General features: G+C 62.4%; 19 protein-coding genes. 11 read left to right on the top strand and 8 right to left on the bottom strand.

Translation table 11 applies throughout. The features are described 5' to 3' along the window. Positions 1-39: 39 nt before the first annotated feature. Positions 40-1,815: an SLC13 family permease gene (locus VWY75_RS12125; RefSeq protein ID WP_416539048.1), complete on the bottom strand. Its 1,776-nt coding sequence runs from the start codon at positions 1,813-1,815 to the stop codon at positions 40-42. A gap of 180 nt (positions 1,816-1,995) precedes the next feature. Between VWY75_RS12125 and VWY75_RS12120 the strand changes: the two genes are divergently transcribed. Then, positions 1,996-2,736 carry a YebC/PmpR family DNA-binding transcriptional regulator gene (locus tag VWY75_RS12120; RefSeq protein WP_340546053.1) on the top strand — a complete coding sequence of 247 codons (741 nt, stop codon included), beginning with the start codon at positions 1,996-1,998 and terminating at the stop codon, positions 2,734-2,736. An 88-nt stretch (positions 2,737-2,824) separates the two neighbouring features. Beyond that, a complete protein-coding gene (locus VWY75_RS12115; RefSeq protein ID WP_416539047.1) occupies positions 2,825-3,295 on the top strand; it encodes a GNAT family N-acetyltransferase in 471 nt (156 codons plus the stop codon). A gap of 9 nt (positions 3,296-3,304) precedes the next feature. Here VWY75_RS12115 and VWY75_RS12110 read toward each other — a convergent pair whose 3' ends face one another. Next, positions 3,305-4,135, bottom strand: a complete 831-nt coding sequence (locus tag VWY75_RS12110) for a hypothetical protein (protein ID WP_416539046.1) — start codon at positions 4,133-4,135, stop codon at positions 3,305-3,307. 110 nt (positions 4,136-4,245) lie between these two features. Then, positions 4,246-5,130 carry a LysR family transcriptional regulator ArgP gene (locus VWY75_RS12105; protein WP_416539045.1) on the bottom strand — a complete coding sequence of 295 codons (885 nt, stop codon included), beginning with the start codon at positions 5,128-5,130 and terminating at the stop codon, positions 4,246-4,248. Between the two features lie 138 nt (positions 5,131-5,268). Between VWY75_RS12105 and VWY75_RS12100 the strand changes: the two genes are divergently transcribed. From VWY75_RS12100 to VWY75_RS12090, 3 genes are all read left to right on the top strand, one after another. Then, positions 5,269-5,874 carry a LysE/ArgO family amino acid transporter gene (locus VWY75_RS12100; protein ID WP_416539044.1) on the top strand — a complete coding sequence of 202 codons (606 nt, stop codon included), beginning with the start codon at positions 5,269-5,271 and terminating at the stop codon, positions 5,872-5,874. Between the two features lie 136 nt (positions 5,875-6,010). Then, complete coding sequence (locus tag VWY75_RS12095) at positions 6,011-6,979, top strand: DMT family transporter (RefSeq protein ID WP_416535108.1); 969 nt, start codon at positions 6,011-6,013, stop codon at positions 6,977-6,979. Positions 6,980-7,045: 66 nt separating this feature from the next. Beyond that, positions 7,046-8,116, top strand: coding sequence for a DUF1036 domain-containing protein (locus VWY75_RS12090; protein ID WP_416539043.1), 1,071 nt, complete (start codon positions 7,046-7,048; stop codon positions 8,114-8,116). 55 nt (positions 8,117-8,171) lie between these two features. Here VWY75_RS12090 and betI read toward each other — a convergent pair whose 3' ends face one another. After that, positions 8,172-8,747, bottom strand: coding sequence for a choline-responsive transcriptional repressor BetI (betI, locus tag VWY75_RS12085; RefSeq protein WP_340546046.1), 576 nt, complete (start codon positions 8,745-8,747; stop codon positions 8,172-8,174). Between the two features lie 159 nt (positions 8,748-8,906). On the opposite strand from betI, the gene VWY75_RS12080 reads away from it, so the two are divergent. The 5 genes from VWY75_RS12080 to VWY75_RS12060 all read left to right on the top strand — a co-directional run bounded on the left by VWY75_RS12080 (position 8,907) and on the right by VWY75_RS12060 (position 15,586). Beyond that, positions 8,907-10,115, top strand: coding sequence for a BCCT family transporter (locus tag VWY75_RS12080; protein ID WP_340546045.1), 1,209 nt, complete (start codon positions 8,907-8,909; stop codon positions 10,113-10,115). 182 nt (positions 10,116-10,297) lie between these two features. Next, on the top strand, positions 10,298-11,806 hold the full coding sequence (gene betC, locus VWY75_RS12075; RefSeq protein ID WP_416539042.1) for a choline-sulfatase: 1,509 nt from the start codon (positions 10,298-10,300) through the stop codon (positions 11,804-11,806). A gap of 64 nt (positions 11,807-11,870) precedes the next feature. Further along, a complete protein-coding gene (gene betB, locus VWY75_RS12070) occupies positions 11,871-13,328 on the top strand; it encodes a betaine-aldehyde dehydrogenase (protein WP_416539041.1) in 1,458 nt (485 codons plus the stop codon). 211 nt (positions 13,329-13,539) lie between these two features. After that, positions 13,540-15,195: a choline dehydrogenase gene (gene betA, locus VWY75_RS12065; RefSeq protein WP_416539040.1), complete on the top strand. Its 1,656-nt coding sequence runs from the start codon at positions 13,540-13,542 to the stop codon at positions 15,193-15,195. A gap of 151 nt (positions 15,196-15,346) precedes the next feature. Then, positions 15,347-15,586, top strand: a complete 240-nt coding sequence (locus VWY75_RS12060) for a YdcH family protein (protein WP_340546041.1) — start codon at positions 15,347-15,349, stop codon at positions 15,584-15,586. Positions 15,587-15,696: 110 nt separating this feature from the next. Here the strand turns inward: VWY75_RS12060 and VWY75_RS12055 are convergent, their stop codons facing one another. From VWY75_RS12055 to VWY75_RS12040, 4 genes are all read right to left on the bottom strand, one after another. Then, positions 15,697-16,194, bottom strand: coding sequence for a hypothetical protein (locus tag VWY75_RS12055; RefSeq protein WP_340546040.1), 498 nt, complete (start codon positions 16,192-16,194; stop codon positions 15,697-15,699). Between the two features lie 135 nt (positions 16,195-16,329). Further along, positions 16,330-17,718, bottom strand: a complete 1,389-nt coding sequence (locus tag VWY75_RS12050) for a helix-turn-helix domain-containing protein (protein WP_340546039.1) — start codon at positions 17,716-17,718, stop codon at positions 16,330-16,332. Between the two features lie 161 nt (positions 17,719-17,879). Continuing rightward, positions 17,880-19,091 (bottom strand): multidrug effflux MFS transporter, encoded by a 1,212-nt coding sequence (locus VWY75_RS12045; protein ID WP_340546038.1) that lies wholly within the window; start codon positions 19,089-19,091, stop codon positions 17,880-17,882. A gap of 47 nt (positions 19,092-19,138) precedes the next feature. Then, positions 19,139-20,368, bottom strand: coding sequence for a M10 family metallopeptidase (locus VWY75_RS12040; protein WP_416539039.1), 1,230 nt, complete (start codon positions 20,366-20,368; stop codon positions 19,139-19,141). A gap of 217 nt (positions 20,369-20,585) precedes the next feature. On the opposite strand from VWY75_RS12040, the gene VWY75_RS12035 reads away from it, so the two are divergent. Then, complete coding sequence (locus VWY75_RS12035) at positions 20,586-22,118, top strand: acyl-CoA carboxylase subunit beta (RefSeq protein WP_416535113.1); 1,533 nt, start codon at positions 20,586-20,588, stop codon at positions 22,116-22,118. The last annotated feature ends 248 nt before the right edge of the window (positions 22,119-22,366 follow it).

Raw genomic sequence — 22,366 nt, 5'->3', positions numbered from 1 at the left:
GGTCCCTGCCGTTGGGTCACAGCAGCGCCACAGCGCCGATCACAGCGGCCAGAACAGCAGGATTGCGGGGATGGAGACCGCGATGATCAGCACCTCCAGCGGCAGGCCAATGCGCCAGTAATCGCCAAAGTGATAGCCGCCCGGACCCAGCACCAGCGTGTTGTTCTTATGCCCGATGGGGGTCAGGAACGCCGCCGAGGCTGCCACCGCCACCGCCATCAGGAACGGATCCGGCGACACGCCCAGACCATTGGCCATCTGGATCCCGACCGGGGCCGCGACAATGGCCGTGGCGGTGTTGTTCAACACATCCGACAGCGTCATGGTGACCACCATCAACACGGTCAGAATGGCCCAGGCGGGCATGCCTGCGGTCAGCGTCAGCAGGCTCTCGGCGATCAGCGCAGTGCCGCCGGCACTGTCCAGCGCCGCCCCCAAGGGGATCATCGAGCCGAGCAGAACCACCACCGGCCATTCGATATGGTCGTATAATTCCGCCAGCGGCAGGATCTTGGTCAGCACATAGGCCACCACCACCAGCCCCAGCGCAATCGGCAGGTAGATGATACCCAGCGAGGCCGCCAGCACCGCGCCTGCAAACAGCGCGATGGCAAGCCAGGTCTTGTCATTGGCAGTGACCGACAGGCCGCGTTCCGCCAGCGGCAGGCAGCCCAGCCATTCGGTGACATCCGTGCCGCGATCACGCGGGCAGAGCAGCAGCAGGATATCCCCCGCCTCGATCTGTTCCTGCCGGATATGCCGGGTCAGGCGGCGGCCCTGCCGCGCCAGCCCCATCAGCACGGTGTTCTGCCGCCAGGCCAGACCCAGCGCCTGCGCGCTGCGCCCCTTGATACGGGCGGTTTCCGGCACCAGCACCTCGACCAGCTCCAGCCCATCACCGGCGGCGCCCAGCTTCTCCTGCCGGGCGGCATCGGCAAAATCGAGCGAGGCGGCGGTGCGGAATTCATCCAGCGCTTCGGGCGTGGCCTCCAGCACCAGCGCATCACCGGCCCGCAGCAGCTGACCCGCCGCGCGCCCATAGAGCCGCTTGCCGTCGCGGATCAGCCCGAGGATCGCCACATCGGCCTTGTCGGCTTCCGCGTCCAGCTCGCCCAGACGCTGACCGATCAGGCCCGATCCTTCGGGCACCGTCAGCTCGGCGATATACTGCGACAGCTGTGCCTCCGAGTCGCCGGCCGCATTCTGGCGCAGCGGGATCAGCCGCCAGCCGATCAGCGCCACAAACAGCAGCCCCGCCAGCGCCGCGATGCCGCCAACCGGGGCAAAGTCGAACATTCCGAAGGGTTCGCCCAGAGTTTCGGCCCGGATCGACGCGATAATGATATTGGGCGGCGTGCCGATCAGCGTCACCATACCGCCCAGAATGGTGGCAAAGGACAGCGGCATCAGGCTCAGCCCCGGCGCCCGCCCGGCCTTGCGCGCGGTCTGGATGTCCACCGGCATCAGCAGCGCCAGCGCCGCCACATTGTTCATAAAGGCCGACAGCACCGCGCCAATACCGCCCATCAGCGCGATATGTGCGCCCAGATTGCGGCTGCTGTCGACCAGCGTGCGGGTGATCAGAAACACCGCACCCGAGCGCACCAGCCCGGCCGAAACCACCAGCACCAGTGCCACCACCAATGTTGCCGGATGGCCAAATCCGGCAAAGGCGTCATTGGCAGGCACCACCCCCAGCAGGACCGCCACCATCAATGCGGAAAAAGCCACGATATCATAGCGATACTTGCCCCACAGCAGCAGGCCAAAGACAGCAGCGAAGAGGGCGAACAATACAATCTGGTCAAATGTCATGGCGCCACTCTAGCGGTTGCGCGCTGCGGGACAAGCGCCTCCCTGCACGCCGGATGCAGTGCGGCTCACGGCTGTCACCGTCCGCATGGTGCGCCGGGCCGGATATGGGGCGCTTGAAAGCCCCCCGGTGTCGGGGCTATATGGGCGCCAGATCCGAAATTGAATTAGCAAGGATGCACCATGGCAGGCCATTCCAAATGGGCGAACATCCAGCACCGCAAGGGCCGTCAGGACGCCGCGCGGTCGAAACTGTTCTCGAAACTCTCCAAGGAAATCACCGTCGCCGCAAAGATGGGCGACCCCGACCCGGACAAGAACCCGCGTCTGCGTCTGGCCGTCAAGGAAGCCAAGAGCCAGTCCGTCCCCAAGGATGTGATTGACCGCGCGATCAAGAAAGCCACCGGCGGCGACGCCGAGAACTACGACGAAATCCGCTATGAGGGCTATGGCCCCAACGGTGTCGCCGTGATCGTCGAAACCATGACCGACAACAAGAACCGCACCGCTTCCAACGTGCGCTCCACCTTCTCCAAGAACGGTGGCAACCTCGGCGAAACCGGTTCCGTGGGTTTCATGTTCGAACGCAAGGGCGAGGTGACATATCCCGCCGCTGTCGGCGATGCCGATACCGTCATGATGGCCGCCATCGAAGCCGGTGCCGAGGATGTCGAAAGCGCCGAGGACGGGCATCTGATCTACTGCGCCGACACCGACCTCAACGAGGTCTCCACTGCGCTTGAGGCTGAACTGGGCGAATCTGAATCGACCAAGCTGGTCTGGAAACCCACCACCACAACCGAGCTGGATCTCGAAGGCATGCAGAAGCTGATGAAGCTGGTGGATGCGCTGGAAGATGACGACGACGTGCAGCGGGTCACCACCAATTTTGAAGCCTCCGACGAGGTGATGGCGCAGCTCTGAGCCAGCGTCCGATGCGATTTTCAAGGCCCGTCAGCCCGGCGGGCCTTTTTCTTTGAACCCCTTGGGAATGCTGTAGAAAGGCCGCCCGATGCAGATCAGAGAGTTCCGCGCCGAAGATGCCGCCGCAGTGGCGCAGATCTTTCATGCCGCCGTGCATGGTGTTGCGCGGCAGGACTACACCGCCGCTCAATGCGCCGCATGGAGCCCGGAAGCCGCCCCCGCCACGGTCTGGCAAAGCCGCGCTCTGGACGGGCGGGTCATCTTCGTTGCGGTTGACGGCCGCGATCAGCCGCAGGGCTTTATCGAGCTGGAGCAGGACGGCCATATTGATTGTTTCTACTGCCACCCGGATGTGGCGGGCACAGGCGTCGGCGTGGCGCTCTATCGTCAGCTGGAGATCCGGGCGCGCGATCTGGGGCTGAAGATCCTCTATGTCGAGGCCAGCGAGGCCGCAAAGCGCTTCTTCACCCGGCAGGGCTTCAGCGATGAGGGGCGGCGCGATTTCGAACGGCGCGGCGTGATGCTGCACAACTACCGAATGACCAAATCGCTGCAATAAACCCACGCCTTAGGGCCGGGTCAGCACACCTGCGCGCCGCAGCTCGTCCGCATCCGGTGTCCAGAGCTGGCGATGGTCGGTGGCAAACAGCCGCTCGGCAAAATCGGCGCTGACCCCCTGTGCAATCAGAAAATCGCGGTCGCGGGCCTGTTCGCGGTTCAGATCGACCTGCGGCAACCCACCGGGAAAGGCCAGCGCATAAGAATGAAACCCAAGGCTGCCTCCCTTGGCGAGCCTGCGCTCCTCTCCGGCGGCAAAGACCAAGGTGCAGGCCGAGGCACAGGCGCCCTCGGCCACCGTGTCCAATGCGCGCTCCCGGATCAGCCGGGCCACACCTCGCGCCTCATAGATCAGCCCGCCCGGACCGCTCAGCGCCACCTCGCGCAGGGCCGGGGCCTCGGCCATCATCGCCGCCACCCGGCGCGTCAGCCCATGCGGGATTTCCCCGGCAAAGACCAGCCGACGCCCATCCGGGGTGATCGACAGATCATATAGCGCCTCGCGCGCCAGCCGTTCGGTTTCGGCATAATCCGGCTCCTCCGGGGTGGTGGCGATCAGCACTGCGTCCCACCACAGGGTCACCGTGGCAAAACCGGCGAAGAGAATGGCCAGATAGCCGCCCCAGACCGGCGCCAGATGACCGGTGTCGCGAATATGGGCATCGGCGCTGCGCAGGAAACTGCGCGCCTGCCACAGCAGCAACAGCCCATCAATCAGCACCAGCGCATAAAGCAGCCGAAGCGGCAGCACGACAACCGTGTTCAGCAGCGCCCATGTCAGCAGCACCAGCAGCCGTGGCAACACCAGCTGCCACAGGAAACTGCGGCCCAGCGTCAGCATATGCAGCCGCTCCGGCGAGCTGCGGGCGGGATCTGTCTTCAGGCTGGATAACCTGCCGTCCGTTCTGTTGCCTTTGTGGTCCTCTGGCACTGTATTCGTGCCCCCGGTGGTTAGATCGGCGTCAGATGCCGACGGGCTGATTTGAGCACGGCACGGGTCACATCGGCAAGGGCCGGGGCCAGAACCCGGCTCACCTGCCAGGTCAGCGGTACATCCAGCGGGGTGTCTGGGATCAGCGGGCACAGCTGCTCGGCCATCAGATAGGGCGCAGCCAGCTGCTCGGGGTTCATCCCCCAGCCGACGCCCGCCAGCGCCGCATCGACGAATCCCTGGCTCGACGGCAGGAAATGCGCAGGTGGCGCAATCCCCGGCCCCACATGTGCGCCAAGCCAGCGCGCCTGAAGCTGATCCTTGGCGTTGAAGATCAGACAGGGCGCGCGGCACGCTGTCTCCGGGGTCACGCCGCTGGCAAACCAGCGGTCGCGGAACGCAGGCGAGGTGGTCGCGATATAGCGCAGCGCACCCAGCGGATGGGCATCGCAGCCGGTCACCGGCTTGGCGCGGGCCGTCACCGCTGCCGAAACCTCGCCCCGGCGCAGCCAGTCGGCGCTGTGGTCCTGATCGTCGATCACCAGATCAAACAGCAGCCCCTCGCAGGCCGCCATCACCGGAACGAACCAGGTCGCCAGACTGTCGGCATTGATCGCCACCCGCAGCCGCGAGGCACCGGGCGCGCGCTCCAGCCGCAGATCGTCGGACACTGCCGCCTCCAGCAGGGCGACATCCTCGGCATGTTTGGCGATCCGCAGACCGGCCTCGGTGCCCAGACAGGGGCTGCCGCGTTGCACGAGGCTGCTGCCAATGCGATCCTCCAGCGCCCGGATCCGCTGCGAGATCGCCGACGGCGTCACCCGCAAGGCCTGCGCGGCCGCCTCAAACGAGCCGAGCCGCAAGACAGCCGATAGCGCGGCGAGCTGATTGGGATCGAATTGCATTAGCGGATCTTAATTTGGGTAAGTCAGATTAATTTGCTTACACCCGCTCAGCGCCTTAGTCAAAGCACAGACCACGACCACCACCAGGTCACCTGTTGGACCAGGCCGCCTGCACCAAGATGACAAAGGACAGATCCCATGCCTTCCAGCCTGATTGCCGGTTTCTTTCTCGGCCTGAGCCTGATCATGGCCATTGGCGCGCAGAATGCCTTTGTGCTGCGGCAGGGGCTCAGACGCCAGCATGTGTTCTGGATCTGCCTCACCTGCGCCAGCTCCGATGCGCTGCTGATTACCGCAGGTGTGCTGGGCTTCGGCTCGCTGGCGCTGGCACTGCCGTGGTTCGAGCTGGCGATGCGGCTTGGCGGCGCGGCCTTCCTGCTGTGGTATGGCGCGCGCAGCCTCAGGTCGGCATGGCGCGGCGGCGCGCATCTGGACAGCGCAGACGGGCAGGGCGCGCCGGTGACACTCTGGCCGATGCTGGCCACGGTGCTGGCGCTGACCTGGCTCAACCCGCATGTGTATCTCGATACCGTGGTGCTGCTTGGCTCGATCTCGGCGCAATATCCGCAGCCGCTGGTCTTTGGCCTTGGTGCGGCGCTGTCGAGCTTTGTCTTCTTCTTCACGCTTGGCTACGGGGCCAGCCTGCTGGCACCGGTCTTTGCCCGACCCCGAGCCTGGCAGCTGCTGGACGTGCTGGTGGGGCTGACCATGTGGGCCATCGCCATCAAGCTGCTAATGATGTGACAGTGCGGGGTGTCATACAGGTTCTGATGCGCCTCTGTGCGCGTCACGCACAAACCCGGTCGTGCCGCCCGGGACAAGAACATATTTCATATGTGAAGGGTTGTTCTGCGACCGCCCCGGTGCTCTCATGCGCGCCATGACCACTCCATCCGACGACCACCCCACATCCGACCGCGCCGCCACCGCCGCCGCCGCAAGGCCGCCGGCGCCCGCCGTCGGCAACCCGGTAAAAGGGGTGTTCTGGATGCTGGTGACGGGGCTGTGTTTTGTCGCGGTGACCGCCCTTGTCAAATACCTCGGCAATCGCATCCCGCCTGCGGAATCGGCCTTTCTGCGCTACCTGATGGGGCTGGTGTTTCTGGTGCCGATGGTCGCGACGCTGCGCCGGTCGCGGCTCACCGCCCGGCTCTGGGGGCTGTTTGCCATGCGCGGCTTTGTGCATACGCTGGGGGTGATCCTGTGGTTCTTTGCCATGACGCAGATCCCATTGGCCGAGGTCACGGCGATGAACTACCTGTCGCCGATCTATGTCTCCATCGGTGCCGCCCTCTTTCTGGGCGAACGGATGGCCCTGCGCCGTGTGGGCGCCATTCTTGTGGCGCTGCTGGGCGCGCTGATCATCCTGCGCCCCGGATTTCGCGAGGTAGAGGCAGGCCATCTTGCCATGCTCTTTACCGCGCTGGCCTTTGGCGCGTCCTACCTTCTGGCCAAGACAACGGTTGATGGCACCAACCCGGTGGTTGTCGTGGCGATGCTGTCGATCTGGGTCACGGTGTTTCTGGCTCCCTTTGCCGCCGCGGTCTGGGTGACCCCGAACATCTGGGAGCTGGCTGTCCTCTTTGCGGTCGCCTGTTTTGCGACAGCGGGGCATTTCACCATGACGCTTGCCTTTGCGTCAGCGCCGGTGACGGTGACCCAGCCGGTAACCTTTCTACAATTGCTTTGGGCGACACTTCTCGGCGCCCTCGTCTTCGAAGAGGCGGTGGATATCTGGGTTGTCGCCGGTGGCTGCCTGATCCTGGCGGCTGTCAGCTTCATCACCTGGCGGGAGGCGGTGCTGAAACGCCGGGCGCTGACACCTGCCAGCCTCGCCACAAAGGTCTGATTTCGCAAAACCGTCACAGAGCACTGATAGGGACACCGGAATAATTCGAGAATAGAGGTGAACGACATGCGCGTCCGATGGATCTTGGCTCTTCTGATTGCACCGGCGGCGCTGGTGCAATCGGCTTGGGCCGACACCGGTCATGTCGGGCTGGAGATCTGCAATGACACCGCAGTGCCGCAGTCGCTCAGCCTGGCGTTCCGCGATGACGGGCGCTGGATCTCCCGCGGCTGGTGGCAGCTGCCACCCGCCACCTGCGAGCGGGTGATCGACGCCCCGCTGCGCAACCGCTTCTACTACTTCCGAAGCGAGGCACAGGACTGGCAGTTTCTGGATGAGCGGATTTCCTTCTGCACCGCGCCGGATGAGTTCACCATCTATGGCGACCATGATTGCGCCATACGTGGCTATGACAGCGCATTTTTTGCCAAGATCGACACCCAGGCGCCCGCCACAACCACCGATGCCCCCGGCGCCAAAATCGCCTATGTGGCGCAGCTCAGCGAACATTCCCGCCCGCGTCACGCCCCGCCTGAAAGCGCGGCGTCAGGTGCCACCGCGCCGCCGGACAGCGGGTTTGATCGGGATGTCACCTTTCAGGGCTGCGAGGTCAGGCAGAGCGACGGGCGGGTGATCTGCAAGCTGGTGATGGAGGAGGGGCAGATCTGCGTCACCAATGACGGCGCGACAGAGCCTGCCATCATCGAGCGTCTGCTGACGCTGGATGCAGGCGCTCCGGTGCGGGTGGCCGGCAATCGTCTGGCGGTCGGGGATCGCGTCATCCAGGCCAGCATCAGCGCGCTGACAGAGCGGGACGAAACCCGATATGACACCCTGCTTACTCAGCTGGCGGGCAGGTGGGTCTCTCAGTCGGATGCCTACGATCTTTTTGTGGTCGAAGGGGCGGCGCGGCGCAATTTCTACGGCTCGGTCGAAACCATGACCGAACTGCTCTCGGTGCAGACCGCCTGCGCAGATGCTGAGGGTGCGGGCCCGTTCCTCGTCGCCCAGGCCGAGGACGGCGGGCCGACCCATTGTTACCGCATCCTCTCCCTGACGGAGACCGATCTGGTGCTGGGATACATGCCGCGTGACAGCCGATTGCACTATCGCCGTCAGGACCTGCCGCTGAACTGAACAGCCATCCGGTCGACGGGCCAGATCGTCGGGCAACGGCCCGGCTCAGTGGCTGTCAGCCGATCGCCAGATCCACAACCCGATGTGCCGCCCGGCGCGCCTGTTCGGGATCCAGCGGCGTTTCGGACTGGGCCGCCTGAAGCCAGACGCCATCCATATAACATTGCAGCGCCTGTCGGGCGGTTTCGACCCGGTCCTGCGGCAACAGGCATTTCAGCTCGGCCCGGAAATGGCTGCGCACGCGGCTGCGGTTGATTCTGTGCAGCCGCGACAGACGACTCGAATAAGGCGCGCTGGCCCAGAACTGCATCCACAGGCTACAGGGCGCGACACGGAACAAATCATCGTCAAAATTGGCGTCCATCACTGCATAAAGCCGCTCTTTTGGCGTCTGCGCCGTGGCATATCCACGAATCATCGCCAGGCGCAGCTTGTTCAGCAGATGGCGCATAGTGGCCTCCATCAGCCCTTCCTTGGAGCCGAAATAATAGTTGATCGAGGCTGCCGAGGCCCCCGCTTCCTTCGCGATTTCCGCCATGGTAACAACACCATAGCCGCGGCGGTGGACCGCAACGATGGTTGCTTCGATCAGCTCTTCGTTCCGGATGTCGCGAATTCTTTTTCTAGCCATATAGAAGTCTTGCGCCAGCTCGGTCTGCGTTTCAACTCCTGTTATGACTATTCCGGATCTTGAATGGTCATTTAAAAACTATTTGGGGACCTCCCGTTTTCTGCTATGTCTGTCGCACACGTCAAAAGGGCGACCAACGCCCATCCAAGGGAGGGACGTATGACAACAATCATCTCAGCCGGGATCTTGCTGGCCTTTGCGCTGGTGATTTTCTGCGTGATCAAATGGTGGAACATGCGCATCGTCGGGGTCACCCCGGTGCCGCTGTTCACCTTCATCGCTATTCTTTTCACCTCGGGTCTGGATGTGGGGCTGATCATGTTCCCACTCGCCTTCGACTTCCCGCTTTACGCGGATACGGCGACAGAGCCCGCCTATGCCTTCACCAATCCGCTGGCGCTCGAATTTGGCTTCTGGGGCTTCCTGATCTGGGCGTTCTACTTCCTGACCGCCTTCTATTTCTGCGCCATCGAGCCGCGGGTGAAGTTCTTTGAAATCGGCATCGTGAAGCTGCTGAACAATCTGGTGATCATCACCACCTGCGCCTTCACCGGCGCGCTGTTCCTGATCTACATGCCATATTACATCGCCGAAGTCGGCGACGGCGAGACGGTCATCCCGGCCTTCTATGTGATCTGCTTCCTGGTGATCCTGGCGGCGGCCTATTCCTCGACCGATATCAAATACGTCCGTATCCTGTCGGTGGCCTCCACCTTCCTGTTCTTCGCGCTGATCCTCGGCATGTGGGCCTATGCAGGTATGGGGCTGGGTGAGTTTGTCACCACGGCCGGCAATATCGGCGGCTACTTCGGCAATATCCACAAATTCATCCTGCCGCTGACCGAATACCATGAATTCTACCTGTTCTGGTGGTTTGCATGGTCGATCATGATCGGCCAGTTCACCTCGCGCTTTGTCGGTGGCCTGACCACATGGCAGCTGCTGGCCTCACTGCTGGTGTTCCCGTCGATCCCGCTCGCGGTCTGGTTCTCGGTGCTGTATTTCTACCACCTCAACACCATTCCCACCGCTGGTCTGATCAACTGGTCCATGACGGTTGTTGGCATCCTCTTCGTGATCAACTCGTTTGACTCGCTGATCCGCCTTTACACCGACAACATGAACCTCAGCGCCGAACGTCTGGGCAAGCTGCCTTACGTGCTTGGCAATGCCGTGGCGCTCTTTGCCCTGACCCTGGCCTTCCAGAGCCAGTGGCTGCAGATCCAGTGGGTCGGCACCGTGGTGATCGGCATCTACATCGCCTGCCTGATCTACATCTTCGTGAAGAAGCGCAGCGAAGTTGCGGCCATCACTGCCTCGCCTGAGGAAAACACCCTCGATTTCGATCGTATCAAGACAGCCCACTAAAGACCGGGCGCCCCGGCCCGCCAGATGGCAGGGCCGGGGCCTTTCGCGGCATCGCCGCACCGAGATATCCGACAGGTTTGGTCTTTTGCGCCGTGGGCCTCGCGCCTTGGCTCTCTCCAATCTGTCGCCCCAGATCACCCGGCCACAGGCCGCATCGCAGACCAAAAGGAGCGCTTCGACATATGACTGCCCCGAACATCCTGATCGTGATGGTTGACCAGTTGAACGGCACGCTGTTCCCCGATGGTCCCGCCGAGTTCCTGCATGCGCCGAACCTGAAAAAACTGGCCGCCCGCTCCACCCGTTTTGCCAATGCCTATACCGCCTCGCCCCTCTGCGCGCCGGGGCGGGCGTCTTTCATGTCCGGCCAGCTGCCCTCGCGCACCGGCGTCTATGACAACGCCGCCGAATTTCGCAGCGACATCCCCACCTACGCCCATCATCTGCGCCGTGCGGGCTATTACACCTGCCTTTCCGGCAAGATGCACTTTGTCGGCCCCGACCAGCTGCACGGGTTCGAGGACCGGCTGACCACCGACATCTACCCGGCCGATTTCGGCTGGACGCCGGATTACCGCAAACCGGGAGAGCGGATCGACTGGTGGTATCACAATATGGGATCGGTCACCGGCGCAGGCATCGCCGAGATTTCCAACCAGATGGAATATGACGATGAGGTCGCCCATCACGCCAAGGCCAAGCTCTACGATCTGGCCCGTGGCAAGGACGATCGCCCCTGGGCGCTGACCGTCAGCTTTACCCATCCTCATGACCCCTATGTGGCGCGCCGCAAGTACTGGGACCTTTACGAGGACTGCGAGCACCTGCTGCCCGAAATCCCGGCAATGGCCTACGCCGACCACGACAACCACGCCAAACGGATTTTCGACGCCAACGACTGGCGCAGCTTTGATATCTCGCAAGAGGACATCAAACGTTCCCGCCGTGCTTATTTCGCCAATATCTCCTATCTTGATGACAAGATCGGCGAGATCCTTGAGGTGCTGGAAACCACTCGGCAAGAGGCGATCATCCTCTTTGTCTCCGATCATGGCGACATGCTGGGCGAGCGTGGATTGTGGTTCAAGATGACCTTCTACGAAGGCTCCGCGCGGGTGCCGCTGATGATCTGCGCGCCGGACCTGCCCGCGGGCCGGATCGACACCCCGGTCTCCACCCTCGATGTGACGCCAACGCTGGGCGCGCTGGCCGGTGTGGATATGGCAGAGATCGAACCCTGGACGGATGGGCAGAACCTGCTGCCTTTGGCCCTTGGGGAGGAGCGCAGCGCACCCGTCGCCCTGGAATACGCAGCCGAGGCCTCTTATGCGCCGCTGGTCTGCCTGCGCTATGGCAAATGGAAATACACCCGCTGCGCGCTCGATCCCGACCAGCTGTTTGATCTGGAGGCCGACCCGCACGAGCTGACCAATCTGGCAGCGGACCCGGCCCATGCCGGCACGCTGAACTCCCTGCGCGCCAAATCCGAGGCCCGCTGGAACCTTGAGACCTTCGACGCAGAGGTGCGCGCCAGTCAGGCCCGCCGCTGGGTCGTCTACGAAGCCCTGCGCCAGGGCGGCTATTTCCCCTGGGACTACCAGCCGCTGCAAAAAGCATCCGAACGCTACATGCGCAACCATATGGATCTGAACGACGTTGAGGACGGCAACCGCTTTCCTCGCGGCGAATAGACCACTCACACACTCCTACGCCAGTTCTTCTGGCCCTAAATATCCCCGCCGGAGGCATAAAATCATGACACACCCCGCACAGCCCAAAGCCAGCCATTTCATCAATGGCGCATATGTCGAAGACACCAGCGGCACCCCGATCCCGGTGATCTATGCCGCCACCGGCGAGCAGATCGCCACGGTCTACGCGGCCACGCCCGCAATCGTCGAACAGGCGCTCTCCACCGCCAAAGCCGCGCAAAAGGCATGGGCCAAGATGACCGGCACCGAGCGCGGCCGCATCCTGCGCCGCGCCGCCGACATCATGCGCGAGCGCAACCACGAGCTCAGCGTGCTGGAAACCTACGACACCGGCAAGCCGCTACAGGAGACGCTGGTGGCCGACGCCACCTCCGGTGCCGACGCGCTGGAGTATTTCGGCGGCCTTGCAGGGTCCCTCACCGGCGAGCACATCCCGATGGGCGAAGACTGGGTCTATACCATCCGCGAGGCACTGGGCCTGTGTGTCGGCATCGGCGCCTGGAACTACCCGACCCAGATCGCCTGCTGGAAAGGCGCGCCTGCGCTGGCCTGCGGTAATTCGATGGTGTTCAAACCCTCCGAGACCACGCCGCTCTGCGCCCTGAAGGTGGCTGAGATCCTGCATGAGGCGGGCGCTCCGGCCGGTATCTACAATGTCATTCAGGGCATGGGCGAGGTCGGGGCTGCGCTGGTCACCGACCCGCGCGTTGATAAGGTCTCGCTGACCGGCTCGGTGCCGACCGGCAAGAAAGTCTATGCGGCGGCGGCTGAGGGCATGAAGCATGTCACCATGGAGTTGGGCGGCAAGTCGCCGCTGATCATCTTTGACGACGCCGATGTGGAAAACGCCGTCGGCGGCGCCATCAATGGCAACTTCTATTCCTCCGGTCAGGTCTGCTCCAACGGCACCCGCGTGTTCGTGCAGAAGGGCATCAAGGAGAAATTCCTCGCCCGTCTCGCTGAACGCACCGGCAACGCAATCCTCGGCGACCCGATGGATGAGGCCACCAGCTTTGGCCCGATGGTCACCGAAAACCAGATGAACATCGTACTTGGCTACATCGAGAAGGGCAAAGAAGAGGGCGCCCGCCTGATCTGCGGCGGCAAGCGCGCAGACATGGATGGTTTCTTTGTCGAACCGACCGTCTTTGCCAATGTGACCGACGATATGACCATCGCCCGCGAGGAGATCTTTGGCCCGGTGATGTCGGTCCTCGACTTCGACACCGAGGAAGAGGTGATCGCGCGCGCCAATGACACCGAATTCGGCCTGTCGGCGGGCGTCTTCACCAATGACTTCAGCCGCGCCCACCGGGTCATCGGCCAGCTGGAGGCGGGCAGCTGCTTCATCAACTCCTACAACGACGCGCCGGTCGAGGCGCCGTTTGGCGGCGTGAAAGCCTCAGGCGTGGGCCGCGAGAACTCGAAAGAGGCGATCAAGCACTTCAGCCAGGTGAAATCGGTCTACGTCCGCATGGGCGACGTCGAAGCGGCGTTCTGATTGCCCTTTTGGGCAACGCCCACCCACCCGCCCCGTTGCCCAAAAGGGCAAGAGGGAAGGGGATGCTGAGAGGCCTGCTGAGGGCGCTTCGCGTCCTCGGCGGACCACAACAATGATGAGGCAGATTCGGGGTGCCTCAAGGACAGGCCGCGCCATGGCGCGGTGCCACAGGCATCCTTGACCCAACCCGCATCCGCAATGGAGAGACGCAATGAACGCGGATTATGTGATTGTCGGTGCCGGCTCTGCCGGCTGTGCCATGGCTTACCGCCTGTCCGAGGCAGGAAAATCGGTTCTGGTGATCGAACATGGCGGCAGTGATGCCGGACCGTTCATCCAGATGCCGGGGGCGCTGAGCTACCCGATGAATATGTCGATGTACGACTGGGGCTACAAATCGCAGCCGGAACCGCATCTGGGGGGTCGCGAGCTGGTCTGCCCGCGCGGCAAGGTGATCGGCGGTTCCTCCTCGATCAACGGCATGGTCTATGTGCGCGGCCACGCAGGCGATTACAACCACTGGGCCGAGACCGGGGCGACAGGCTGGTCCTATGCCGACGTGCTGCCCTATTTCAAACGTATGGAAACCTGGGACGATCGCGGCCATGGCGGCGATGCGGACTGGCGCGGCACCGACGGCCCGCTGCATGTGACCCGCGGCCCCCGCGACAACCCGCTGCACGCGGCTTTTGTAAAGGCGGGCGAACAGGCCGGCTATCCGGTGACCGAGGATTACAACGGCGAGCAGCAGGAAGGCTTCGGCCCGATGGAAATGACCGTCTACAAGGGTCAGCGCTGGTCCGCCGCCAATGCCTATCTGAAGCCCGCGCTGAAGCGTGACAATTGCGATCTGATCCGCGCCTTTGCCCGCAAGGTGGTCATTGAAGAAGGGCGCGCCGTCGGCGTCGAGGTCGAGCGGGGCGGCAAGATCGAGGTGATCCGCGCCAACGCCGAGGTCATTCTTGCGGCCTCCTCGCTGAACTCGCCCAAACTGCTGATGCTCTCGGGCATCGGTCCGGCCAAACATCTGGCCGAGCATGGCATCGACGTTGTTGTCGATCGTCCCGGCGTGGGCCAGAACCTGCAGGACCATCTGGAATTCTATTTCCAGTTCGCCTCCAAACAGCCGATTACCCTGTTCAAATACTGGAACCTGCTTGGCAAGGCGATGGTGGGGGCGCAGTGGCTGTTCACCAAAACAGGTCTGGGCGCTTCCAACCAGTTCGAAAGCGCCGCCTTCATCCGCTCCGACAAGGGCGTCGATTACCCGGATATCCAGTACCACTTCCTGCCCATCGCGGTGCGCTATGATGGTCAGGCCGCAGCCGAGGGCCACGGTTTTCAGGCCCATGTCGGCCCGATGCGCTCGGACTCGCGCGGTGAGGTCACGCTGGCTTCCAGCAATCCCAAGGATGCGCCAAAAATCCTGTTCAACTACATGTCGACCGAGAAGGACTGGGAGGATTTCCGCAAATGTATCCGCCTGACCCGCGAGGTATTTGCACAGGATGCGATGAAGCCGTTCGTGAAATATGAAATCCAGCCCGGCGATGGGCTGCAATCGGACGACGAGCTGAACGGCTTTATCCGCGAACATGTCGAAAGCGCCTATCACCCCTGCGGCACCTGTAAGATGGGCGCGGTGGAGGATCCGATGGCGGTGGTTGATCCCGAATGCCGCGTCATCGGCGTCGACGGCCTGCGCGTCGCCGACAGTTCGATCTTCCCACGCATCACCAATGGCAATCTCAACGGCCCCTCGATCATGACCGGCGAGAAAGCCTCCGACCACATCCTCGGCCGCCGCCTGCCGTCGTCAAACGCGCAGGCCTGGTTCAACCCGAATTGGCAAACCTCCCAGCGCTGAACAGCCGGGGGATATCCCTGAAACGCCCGCTGCACCCCGTTGCGCGGGCGTTTTTTAGTCGGCCGAAGCTGCCGGTTTGATCCGCGTCAAAGTGGGCAGGGGCAGGGCTGGCTAAGGTCCGTCTGACGCTGAAAAATCAAGGAGCGAGCAGATGTCCAATACCCCCCACGAACTGGCCGAAGAATTTCCCGACAAGCAGTCGCAGATCCATGCGCTGAAGCAATCGGACGCCCATTTTGCCAAGCTTGCGGACAGCTATCACGCGGTGAACCGCGCGGTGCATCGCGCCGAAACCAATGTCGAGCCGATGTCCGAAACTGCCGAAGCCGACCTGCGCAAACAGCGCGCCGCCCTCAAGGATGAGATCTGGGGCATGTTGTCAAAGGCGTAAGAAACCCATCCAACAACAGCAAAGAGGGGCGCCGCCGGTGCCCCTCTTTTCCTGTCACCCGCGCGATTATTCCTGCGATATCATGCCGAAGATCGGGGCCGAGATATCGCTCAGCCCATTTCTTCCTGACATTCGATTGCCGCTTCAAGCGCCTTGTAGCTCCCGGTGAGGTCAATCGACATGACTTCGCCCTCGGTCGTGTAGAGCGTCATCGTCTGTTTGATCGCGAGGTCGAACAGGAAATCGGGGTTGTCAAAGGCGATATCCGCCCCGGGCACATCCTCAAGATAGATGCCCGTCGCATCGGCATCATAATCCTGACCGTCAAGCGAGAAGAGAACCGGATAGGAGGCCCCTTCCTCGATGTCCCCCCAGCCCATGTTGAAGGCAGTGACATAGCCCGTGCCTTCGGTGCGGTCAAAACCGATGCGGACAACGGATCCATCGGTGAATTCCGACTGGATCAGGCAGCCGTCGCCCAGTGAGGGATCAATCAGAACATCCCAGTAGTCAGAGGCCCCCCATTGCTCCAGTGTCTGGGCACCGACCGCGTTGGTATGGACCGCACCGATCAACAAGAAACTGGCGGCAATAGCTGGGATTTTCATGTGGTTACTCTCTTTTCCGGGGGACACTCGTATCTGGCTGCCGAGCTTGGAGGCTTGCCCCTGTTTCTGCAAGAAACTTTTCTGCCGGGGCGCTCAGGTCCTGCTGGGCACCGCGGCTGGGTTTTCCGCATCCTTTCAGCTCACCTCATAAGGCAGCACGCCGCGCTGGTCGGTGTTGATGCTCAGCCGCCGTTCCAGCGGTGGCACCGATCGCTGATGGCAATCGCGTCGTTCGCAGATCCGGCAGGAGATGCCAATCGGCTCATAGGCGCTGTCCTGACTCACATCCAGCGTATCGGCATAGACCAGAGCGTCGGCATGGCGGACCTCGCAGCCCAGGGCAATCGCGTAGCGCCGGACAGGAGAGCCAAAGGAACCGCCCGGTTTCGACACATCCCGCGCCAATGAGATATAGCGCACCCCGTCCGGCGTCTCCGCCAGCTGCCGCAGGAACCGGCCCGGCGTCTCAAAGGCGCGGTGCACATTCCACAGCGGGCAGGCGCCGCCAAATCGCGCAAATTGCAGCCGCGTGGCCGAGTGCCGCTTGGTGATGGTGCCCGCCTGATCAACCCGGACAAAGAAGAACGGCACCCCCTTGGCGCCGGGGCGCTGCAATGTGGACAGGCGATGCGCCACCTGTTCGATCGAGGCGCCAAAGCGGGTGGCGAGCAGCTCCAGATCGTGGCGGCAGTCCACGGCCGCATCCAGAAACTGCCGGTAGGGCATCATCGCGGCCCCGGCGAAATAGTTGGCGAGGCCGATCTTGGCGATCGAGCGGGCCGCCTCGCTGTGAAACTTGGCAAAGTCCAGCGTGGCCTCCAGCAGGTCGTTCTGATGCAGCAGCGCCACCTGCAACAGCAACTGGAACAGCTGCGTCTGCGGTGAGGCACGGTTGGACAACCGCAGCACCTTGCCTGCCGGATCAAACTTTCGCAGCCCGTCGATATCGCCGAAAACCACGCTGATCCCGGCCTGATCCAATGCGGCGATGGCGGCGCTGCGGGCATCTAGCCTGCCGCTGAAATTCTCTGCCGCGCGATCCACCGCATCAATGTAGTTGTCACAATAATGGAAGAAATCGCGCACCTCTTCCCAGGGCGAAGCCTGAATGCGCGCATCCTCGCGCCCCAGCGCCTCATCCAGCGAGGCCAGCCGCTCATGGGTCTGACGGTAGGCGCGATGCAGCGTCAGCAGCGCGCGCGCCAGCGCCGGCGCGTTGGAAGCCGTCAGCCGCAGATCCGCCATTGGTACTGCCGCATCGGCAAAAACCGGGTCGGCCATCACCTCACGCATGTCGCTGACCAGTCGTTCGCTGTCACCGGTGGACAGCTCGGTGACATCCAGCCCGAATTCCTGCGCCAGCGCCAGAACCACGGTGGTGGAAACCGGGCGGTTGTTGTTTTCCATCTGGTTGAGATAGGGCAGGGAGACCCCCAGCTTGGCGGCGAACTCCTTTTGCGTCAGCGACAGGCGCAGCCGCATTTCCCGCAGCTTGGCTCCGGCATAGAGTTTCTGTTGCGCCATGGGTATCCCCTTTGCAAATCTTGGATATTGCAACTGTAGAATTGCAAATCATGCGGTGCAAGAGCGGCACGCCATCGGACCCGCTGGCGGGGAAAGTGCAAGGTGATGATGGGAGGGCGTTATGCGAGCACCCGAACCGGGCTGGGCGGCGCAGCTGCCGCTCAGATCCCGAGGTTTTTCTCGCGGCGGATCACCACCTGGATCGACACAAAGCCCAGAACGGCGGTGGCCAGCATGATGGTGAGCAGCGGCACCGGCGTCGATCCCGGAACCAGCAGGTAGCCCGCATAGGCGCTAAGCCCGGCGCCAACGCCAATCATGATCGCACCGGCAAGCCCTGAGGCGGTGCCCGCAAGATGGGGCCGCACCGAAATCGCACCGGCGGTGGCATTGGGGATCGCCATGCCGTTGCCCAGCCCGACAAAGGTCATGAAGCCAAAGAAGGAATAGACGCTGTCGGCACCCGCCAGCGCCAGTGTGAGCGACAGCGCCACGCCGATGCCGTTGATCAGACAGCCCCAGAGCACCATCCGATTGAGCCCGATCCGGGTCGAATAGCGCCCGGACAGGAAATTGCCGATGAAATACCCCACGGCCGGCGAGGCAAAATAGACCCCAAGCTCGGCAGCAGACAGACCATAGACCTGTGTGCCGACAAAAGGCGCGCCGCCCAGATAGGCAAAAAACGCTCCCGACGACAGGCCCGAGGCCAGCGAATAGCCCCAGAACCGCGGCGACCGCAGCAGCTCGGGATATTCGCGGAACTGCGCCATCAGGGTCTTGCCGCTCTTGCGGGCGGTTTCGCCAAGGTCGAGATAGGCAATCGCGAATGTTGCCGCCCCCAGCACCATCAGCAGCCAGAAATTGGCTTTCCAGCCGAGGGTCTCTTCCAGCGCGCCACCGATCACCGGGCCTATCATCGGCACCACCGCCATGCCCATGGTGACATAGCCGATCATGCTGGCGGCGGCATCATTGTCGTAGATGTCGCGCACAGCGGCACGGCTCAGCACCATGGCAGAGGCGACAATCGCCTGACACATCCGAAACAGCAGAAAGATCTCCGCCGTCGGCGCATAAAGACAGCCCAGCGTCGCCAGCAAGAACAGCGCCACGCCCCACAGGATGACCGGGCGGCGCCCCAGCTTGTCGGAAATCGGCCCGACAAAAATCTGCACCGCCGCGCTGACGGCAAGGTACAGCGCGACCGACAGCTGCATCAGGCTGTAATCGGCATCAAAATATCGGGCCATCCCGGGCAGGGAGGGCAGAAAGATATTCATCGCCAGCGCCGACAGCCCAGAGAGCAGGATCAGCGTGCCGATATTGGGGTTGGACCGACGGTCCAGAAATCGCCGCGGAATGGTTCGCATGTGAACGAATTAGGTCACACCGCGGCGATTGTCCATAATGCGCAGCCTCAGACCAGCAGATCGTCGCTGATCTGATCCAGGGTCATATTGCGCAGCGTGACGCTGTTGTTGCCATCAAGGTCGAAGTATAGATCGTCGCCCACCTCGCTGGCGCGGGCGAGCACCTCGGCTCTGCTGCCGTGGCCGACGATGCGCAGCGTGTCGATGTCGTCCTGAAAGTCGCGGATGGTGTCATTGCCGCCATTGCGGGCAAAGATGAAGATATCGGCGCCGCTGTTGCCCACCAGACGATCATTGCCGCCGGCGCCGTTCAGGCGGTCATTGCCGCCGCCACCGATGAGCAGGTCAATCCCGCTGTTGCCGTTCAAGGCATCATTGCCGCCATCGCCGCGCAGGGTGTCCCGTCCGCCGCCGCCGACCAGCCGGTTGTTGGCGTCATTACCGATGATCAAATCCCGGCCTCGCCCGCCGATGGCGTTCTCGATGGTGACGCCATGGGCTATTGTCACATCGCTTTCGGTGTCAAAGCTTGAGAAATGCATCTCGCGCAGATCCAGTGTCACCGCCGTGCTGCGGTCGCTGGCGTTGAAGGTGTCGCGGCCACCGGTGTCCCAGATCACATCCACGGTGTCGGTGCGCGATCCGCGATAGGTAGAGTTGCCGGTGTTATAATCGACGGCACCCCAGATGTCCTGCAGCGCCAGCACGTCGAACAGCATCATCGCATCGCTGTCCTGCCCGTTCAGCGGGTTCTCGCGGTAGGACATCACCGAATAGAGGTTGCTGTCATAGCCTTCGGGCAGGCTTGAATCATGGGTGTGCTGAAGACCAAGAGCATGTCCCAGTTCATGCAGGATCAGGCTTTCACGGTTGTCCTGTGACATATCCAGCGTGTTGTCAAAAACCGCATAGCCGTCCCAGCTGCTGATATCACTGCCGCGAAAGCTCATGCTGTAGCCGCCGATCCCGACCGTGCTGCCGGGGATGGTGACGGAGCCGAGGTTCAGGTCGGGATCAGCCGCGCCCCGCACCTCGACAAAATCGACGTTCAGGAAGGTTTCGATATGGTCGAACGCCTCGGCAAAGGCAGCCCGTTCCGCGGCGCTGAAACTCTGCCAGCCGGAATATGTGCTGCCGGTCGGCAGATCGCCGGGCGCGGAGCTGCCCGCGAATTGATAGGTGATGGTCAGCCGGGGGGCGTTATCCGTGTTGATCGGATTGCGGGTGTAGAACCCGTCGAACTGCATGGCCTGTATGATCTGGGAAGGGTGTAACATGGGGGGTGTTCCGTCTCCGTTGCTCGGCCCCGGTGATACGAGCACATCGGTCAGCACATCAAGAACACCCGCCGCTTCGGCGGTTTCTGCGCGGTTCTGTGCCTGTTTGCAAATTAGCGCATCTGTTACGCAAATGCTTTGCAAATTTGCCATTATTGACTTTGGCTTCTCCTGTGCAGCGTCTATGGTCGCCTGAAATTCAACAGGGGGCATGGCCATGAAAGATATCCTTTCCGAGCTGGAAGACCGTCGCAACGCAGCGCGACTGGGGGGCGGACAAAAGCGGATCGACGCTCAGCATGGGCGCGGTAAACTGACCGCGCGCGAGCGGATCGAGCTGCTGTTGGACGAGGGCAGTTTCGAAGAATTCGACATGTTCGTGGCGCACCGCTGCACCGATTTCGGCATGGAAAAACAGCGCCCGGCGGGCGATGGCGTGGTTACCGGCTGGGGCACCATCAATGGCCGGATGGTCTATGTCTTCAGCCAGGATTTCACGGTGTTTGGCGGCTCTCTGTCGGAAACCCACGCGCAAAAGATCTGCAAGATCATGGATATGGCGGTGCAGAATGGCGCGCCGGTCATTGGCATCAACGATTCCGGTGGCGCCCGTATTCAGGAAGGTGTCGCCTCGCTTGCGGGCTACGCCGAGGTGTTCCAGCGCAACATCATGGCTTCGGGCGTGGTGCCGCAGATTTCCGTCATCATGGGCCCCTGTGCCGGCGGCGCGGTCTACTCGCCCGCGATGACCGATTTCATCTTCATGGTGAAGGACACATCCTACATGTTCGTGACCGGCCCCGACGTGGTGAAGACCGTCACCAACGAGGTCGTCACCGCCGAGGAGCTGGGCGGCGCCTCGACCCACACAAAGAAGTCCTCGGTGGCTGATGGCGCCTTTGAAAACGACGTCGAAGCCTTGGCGGAGGTCCGCCGGCTGGTCGACTTCCTGCCACTGAACAATCGCGAAAAACCGCCGGTTCGCCCCTTCTTTGATGAGCCGGGCCGCGTCGAAGCCTCGCTCGATACGCTGATTCCAGAGAATCCCAACACGCCCTACGACATGAAGGAGCTGATTCACAAAGTCGCGGACGAGGGGGATTTCTACGAAATTCAGGAAGATTTCGCCAAGAACATCATCACCGGCTTTATCCGCCTTGAAGGGCAGACCGTGGGTGTTGTTGCCAACCAGCCGATGGTTCTGGCGGGCTGTCTCGATATCGATTCCAGCCGCAAGGCGGCGCGGTTCGTGCGCTTCTGTGACTGTTTCGAGATCCCGATCCTGACGCTGGTTGATGTGCCGGGCTTCCTGCCTGGGACCAGCCAGGAATATGGCGGCGTCATCAAACATGGGGCAAAGCTGCTGTTTGCCTATGGCGAGGCGACGGTGCCGAAGGTTACCGTGATCACCCGCAAGGCCTATGGCGGCGCCTATGACGTGATGGCCTCCAAACATCTGCGTGGCGATTTCAACTACGCCTGGCCGACGGCGGAGATCGCCGTGATGGGGGCCAAGGGTGCGACCGAAATCATCCACCGCGCTGATCTGGCGGATGCCGACAAGATTGCCGAGCACACAAAGGATTACGAAGAACGCTTTGCCAATCCCTTTGTGGCGGCGGAACGCGGCTTCATCGACGAGGTGATCATGCCGCAATCCACCCGCAAACGCGTCAGCCGTGCCTTTGCGTCGCTGCGGGGTAAGCAGCTCAAAAACCCGTGGAAGAAACACGACAATATCCCGCTGTAACACCCGGACCCGTTCCGGATTTCCTGACCCAGACCCTTGCGGCCAAAGGTAAATATCGCCTTGGTTGCGAGGGGTGATGAGGATACAACTCAGATGTCAGCGCCTGCCTATGCCGCGATCTGCCGCCACCCCGATGGCAAAAGCCTGTTGGAAATCAGCAGACTGGAACCAATCGCCGGCATATCGGGTGGATTGTTCGCAAAATGCGATCAATTTGAACAATCTCAGATGTTTGCGCCCACATTTGT

The sequence above is a fragment of the Phaeobacter sp. JH20_08 genome (assembly GCF_048056635.1).
Classification (GTDB): Bacteria; Pseudomonadota; Alphaproteobacteria; order Rhodobacterales; family Rhodobacteraceae; genus Phaeobacter; species Phaeobacter bryozoorum.
The sequence above is the reverse complement of the archived record's forward strand: the minus strand, read 5'-3'. Positions and strand labels throughout refer to the sequence as shown.

Excerpts from the sequence above, each read along its gene's own strand:
- VWY75_RS12050 (WP_340546039.1), bottom strand. The coding sequence starts at position 17,718 with ATGGCGCAACAGAAACTCTATGCCGGAGCCAAGCTGCGGGAAATGCGG.
- VWY75_RS12105 (WP_416539045.1), bottom strand. The coding sequence starts at position 5,130 with ATGCAATTCGATCCCAATCAGCTCGCCGCGCTATCGGCTGTCTTGCGG.
- betB (WP_416539041.1), top strand. The coding sequence starts at position 11,871 with ATGACACACCCCGCACAGCCCAAAGCCAGCCATTTCATCAATGGCGCA.
- VWY75_RS12110 (WP_416539046.1), bottom strand. The coding sequence starts at position 4,135 with ATGCTGACGCTGGGCCGCAGTTTCCTGTGGCAGCTGGTGTTGCCACGG.
- VWY75_RS12045 (WP_340546038.1), bottom strand. The coding sequence starts at position 19,091 with ATGCGAACCATTCCGCGGCGATTTCTGGACCGTCGGTCCAACCCCAAT.
- VWY75_RS12035 (WP_416535113.1), top strand. The coding sequence starts at position 20,586 with ATGAAAGATATCCTTTCCGAGCTGGAAGACCGTCGCAACGCAGCGCGA.
- VWY75_RS12060 (WP_340546041.1), top strand. The coding sequence starts at position 15,347 with ATGTCCAATACCCCCCACGAACTGGCCGAAGAATTTCCCGACAAGCAG.
- VWY75_RS12120 (WP_340546053.1), top strand. The coding sequence starts at position 1,996 with ATGGCAGGCCATTCCAAATGGGCGAACATCCAGCACCGCAAGGGCCGT.
- betI (WP_340546046.1), bottom strand. The coding sequence starts at position 8,747 with ATGGCTAGAAAAAGAATTCGCGACATCCGGAACGAAGAGCTGATCGAA.
- betC (WP_416539042.1), top strand. The coding sequence starts at position 10,298 with ATGACTGCCCCGAACATCCTGATCGTGATGGTTGACCAGTTGAACGGC.
- VWY75_RS12125 (WP_416539048.1), bottom strand. The coding sequence starts at position 1,815 with ATGACATTTGACCAGATTGTATTGTTCGCCCTCTTCGCTGCTGTCTTT.
- VWY75_RS12090 (WP_416539043.1), top strand. The coding sequence starts at position 7,046 with ATGCGCGTCCGATGGATCTTGGCTCTTCTGATTGCACCGGCGGCGCTG.
- VWY75_RS12095 (WP_416535108.1), top strand. The coding sequence starts at position 6,011 with ATGACCACTCCATCCGACGACCACCCCACATCCGACCGCGCCGCCACC.
- VWY75_RS12080 (WP_340546045.1), top strand. The coding sequence starts at position 8,907 with ATGACAACAATCATCTCAGCCGGGATCTTGCTGGCCTTTGCGCTGGTG.
- VWY75_RS12040 (WP_416539039.1), bottom strand. The coding sequence starts at position 20,368 with ATGTTACACCCTTCCCAGATCATACAGGCCATGCAGTTCGACGGGTTC.
- betA (WP_416539040.1), top strand. The coding sequence starts at position 13,540 with ATGAACGCGGATTATGTGATTGTCGGTGCCGGCTCTGCCGGCTGTGCC.
- VWY75_RS12100 (WP_416539044.1), top strand. The coding sequence starts at position 5,269 with ATGCCTTCCAGCCTGATTGCCGGTTTCTTTCTCGGCCTGAGCCTGATC.
- VWY75_RS12055 (WP_340546040.1), bottom strand. The coding sequence starts at position 16,194 with ATGAAAATCCCAGCTATTGCCGCCAGTTTCTTGTTGATCGGTGCGGTC.
- VWY75_RS12115 (WP_416539047.1), top strand. The coding sequence starts at position 2,825 with ATGCAGATCAGAGAGTTCCGCGCCGAAGATGCCGCCGCAGTGGCGCAG.